The sequence below is a fragment of the Mesorhizobium sp. M7A.F.Ca.CA.001.10.2.1 genome (assembly GCF_003998575.1).
In the GTDB taxonomy this organism is placed as follows: Bacteria; Pseudomonadota; Alphaproteobacteria; order Rhizobiales; family Rhizobiaceae; genus Mesorhizobium.
Genome location: NZ_RZQY01000736.1, coordinates 1 through 2,816 on the forward strand (window position 1 = coordinate 1; position 2,816 = coordinate 2,816).

3 protein-coding genes and 2 pseudogenes are annotated in these 2,816 nt (G+C 63.1%); 2 read left to right on the top strand and 3 right to left on the bottom strand.

Features of this window, described 5'->3' with window-relative positions; genetic code table 11:
* Positions 1 to 297: pseudogene (locus tag EN964_RS30860) on the bottom strand (magnesium transporter CorA); the annotation flags it as partial.
* A gap of 174 nt (positions 298 to 471) precedes the next feature.
* Positions 472 to 762, bottom strand: coding sequence for a muconolactone Delta-isomerase family protein (locus EN964_RS30865; RefSeq protein ID WP_127271666.1), 291 nt, complete (start codon positions 760 to 762; stop codon positions 472 to 474).
* A gap of 108 nt (positions 763 to 870) precedes the next feature.
* On the opposite strand from EN964_RS30865, the gene EN964_RS30870 reads away from it, so the two are divergent.
* Complete coding sequence (locus tag EN964_RS30870; RefSeq protein WP_206517463.1) at positions 871 to 1,779, top strand: LysR substrate-binding domain-containing protein; 909 nt, start codon at positions 871 to 873, stop codon at positions 1,777 to 1,779.
* Positions 1,780 to 1,843: 64 nt separating this feature from the next.
* Here the strand turns inward: EN964_RS30870 and EN964_RS30875 are convergent, their stop codons facing one another.
* Positions 1,844 to 2,455 carry a TIGR00730 family Rossman fold protein gene (locus EN964_RS30875; RefSeq protein ID WP_127268242.1) on the bottom strand — a complete coding sequence of 204 codons (612 nt, stop codon included), beginning with the start codon at positions 2,453 to 2,455 and terminating at the stop codon, positions 1,844 to 1,846.
* Between the two features lie 126 nt (positions 2,456 to 2,581).
* Here EN964_RS30875 and EN964_RS30880 point away from each other — a divergent pair.
* Positions 2,582 to 2,816 (top strand): annotated as a pseudogene (locus EN964_RS30880) (peptigoglycan-binding protein LysM); the annotation flags it as partial.

Genomic DNA, 2,816 nt, shown 5'->3' on the forward strand with positions numbered 1-2,816 from the left:
GTCATGGCGCAGGTCCGGCAGATCGCCATAGAGCCAGTCGTCCTCGAGGTCGATGTGGCAGCCATGGCTGGCGGACAGGAAAGCTTCGCGCACCGGTGCCGGCAAAGCCTGATCGGCGCCGATCTCATGGCGGGCCCGCATGTCGGAAAGCTGGTAGCTGCGCCATGTCCAGTGCGCGGCGGTGGCGTCCCTGGTTCGCACGCCCTCAGCGGTGAAATGATAGATGAAGAACAATCCGTGCTCGTCGGGCAGGTAGGGCGACAGGTCGGTGCCTTCCGGGGCGAGAGTGATATCCATGGGCGGTGCCAGATGCATGTTCCGAAATGGCACCGCACGGCGGCTGCCTGGCCTTGATTTCTAGCACGAGCGAACCCGGTTCGGTGTGACGGTTTCTTGACAGCCGATCACGGTCTGTCGATCACCCACGTCAATCCGGTGGTGACGCCTTCGCCACCCCGGATTGTGCCCCGGTCAGTGCTTCGGGCCGAAGCCGGGGTAGGGCTTGAGGGGCACGATTGCGGCAATGTCCATCATGCCGGCCTTGACCAGCGGCAAGGTGGCGAGATGGCCGCGAACCTCTGCATCATCGGCGGCTTCGAGCATCATGCCGCTGCCCGGGATGTCGCCTCGGTTCCACACCTGGCGTACCGCGCCTTCGGCATAGAGCGTGCGCCGCTGTTCGGCTTCGCCGGGCAGAAGCGGAGCGAAATCGGCATCGGCAAATTTTTCGGTGTTGCGGGTGAGAAGGGCAAAGAACTGCATGGCGGTCTGCTTTGGTTGGATGGCCGAACTATCGCTCCCGCTGGTCAGACTGTCTAAGACTGGTTAGGCTAAAGTTGAGACCTCGGGGGACTGGAGCCTGGAGAAAAAATGTTCGACCTGCGCCAGATCAGGTATTTCGTCACCGTCGCCGAAACCGGCAATGTCGGGCGCGCCGCCGAGATGCTGCATATTTCCCAGTCGCCACTCAGCCGGCAGATCATCCAGCTCGAGGAGCAGTTGGGTGTTTCCCTCTTTGAAAGATCGAAGCAGCGGGTCCATCTCAACGCCGAGGGGCGCGCCTTCCTCACCGAGGCCCGCGCCCTGCTGTCCAGTGCGCGACGTTTGGAGGAGTTCGGCCGAAACCTGGCCAGCGGCGCCGTCGGTCGGCTCGCCATCGGCTATGTCGAAGGCGCCGTTCATGCCGGGCTTGTCGCCGGGATGCTGCGCCAGTTCCGTCGCGACCGGCCGGATTTCCACTTGCAACTGAGAAGCCTGCGTTCGGCGGCGCAGTTGGAAGGGCTACGGCAGCGGTCGCTGGATCTGGGCTTTGTCTACTCGCCGCCACCTGATGACGACCCGGATGTCGCCGCCATGGCGCTGCGGCATGAGCCGCTGGTGCTGGCGATCCCCGAAGATGATCCGCTTGTTCAAATACCAGAGGTTGGGCCGCATCACCTTGACGGTCGCACCTGGATCACCGTCGTGCGCCAGCCGGACGACACCAATCGCGGCCAGTTCCTTGCCGCCTGCGCCAAAGCCGGCTTTTTGCCCGACATCGCCTATGAAACGGCGGATCCGCTAACCTCGCTTGGCCTTGTCAGCGCAGGTCTCGGCCTGGCGACGGTGCAAGCCAGCCTGCGTTCCGCTGCGCCGCCGCGGATCGTGTTTCGCGACCTGCCGTGGTTCGACCGCACGGTTTCACTCCATCTCGCCTGGCGGCGTCAAGACCGGCGGGCGGTGATTGCCGATTTGCGGCAGGCTGCGGAGGAAGAGGGCAGTAGGGCAGTAGGGCAGTAGGGCAGTAGGGCAGGACACTCCAGGCAATTCACATACTGCCTTACTGCCGTATTTTCTTACTCCCCTACATTTTGTCGATCACCGACTGCACGCCCTCGGTCGGAGCATCGACGGACGATCCTGCCACCATGATGGCGGCGACGATCGCTTCAGGGTCGTCGACGACCAGCGGCTTGACCCGCTGTGCGGTGTGGATGAAGCCTTCGGCGGCCATGTGATCGAGCAACGCCAGCATCGGATCCCAAAATCCTTTGACATTGGCGAAGACGATCGGCTTGCGATGATGGCCAAGCTGCCCCCAGGTCATGATCTCGACGATCTCCTCGACCGTGCCGATCCCGCCCGGCAGCGCCACAAAGGCGTCGGATTTCTCGAACATCCTGTGCTTGCGCTCGTGCATGTTGTCGGTGATGAAGAGTTCATCGAGCCGGTCAAGCGCGGTTTCGCTCGCTTCCTTGTTGATCAGGAAGCGCGGAATGATGCCCGTTACCTTGCCGCCGGCCTTGAGCGCGCCTTCGGCGACAGCACCCATAATGCCCTTGGTGCCGCCGCCATAGACCAGCCGCAGTCCCGCTTTGGCAATCGAGCGTCCGAGCAGGTGTCCGGCCTTGATATAGGTTTCATCGCGGCCCGGAGACGAGCCGCAATAGACGCAGACGGATCGAATCGTGTTCATGCCGATGATTGGTGATTGGGTCTGAAAGCCGGGTCAAGCCCCAAGAGTTAACAAGTCCGGGCTTTTTCTTGTCGGTATTGGTAAAACAGGCTAGACCGGCGTTAGGTGGCTAAGGGGTAGGGAAGTATGGCGATTAATCCACTGAAGGCGTTTCTGTTCGCGGCGGGTGGGACCGTCGCGGCCGCGGGAACCGCCTATGTATCGGGCGCACTCGACCCGTATCTCAATCCCACGCCGCCGGCGCAAGTGGCGGCGCAGACGCCGCCCGCAGCGCCAAAATCGGCCGATCCCGGCACCGAAGCGCGGCTGCCCGCCGCGGAGGTCCCTGCGGCTCCCGCCGCGGTGCCCCAGGCAACGGCAC

What these genes read in the sequence shown, in the direction of transcription:
- EN964_RS30865 (WP_127271666.1), bottom strand. Translation starts at nt 762, where the DNA reads ATGCAGTTCTTTGCCCTTCTCACCCGCAACACCGAAAAATTTGCCGAT.
- EN964_RS30870 (WP_206517463.1), top strand. Translation starts at nt 871, where the DNA reads ATGTTCGACCTGCGCCAGATCAGGTATTTCGTCACCGTCGCCGAAACC.
- EN964_RS30875 (WP_127268242.1), bottom strand. Translation starts at nt 2,455, where the DNA reads ATGAACACGATTCGATCCGTCTGCGTCTATTGCGGCTCGTCTCCGGGC.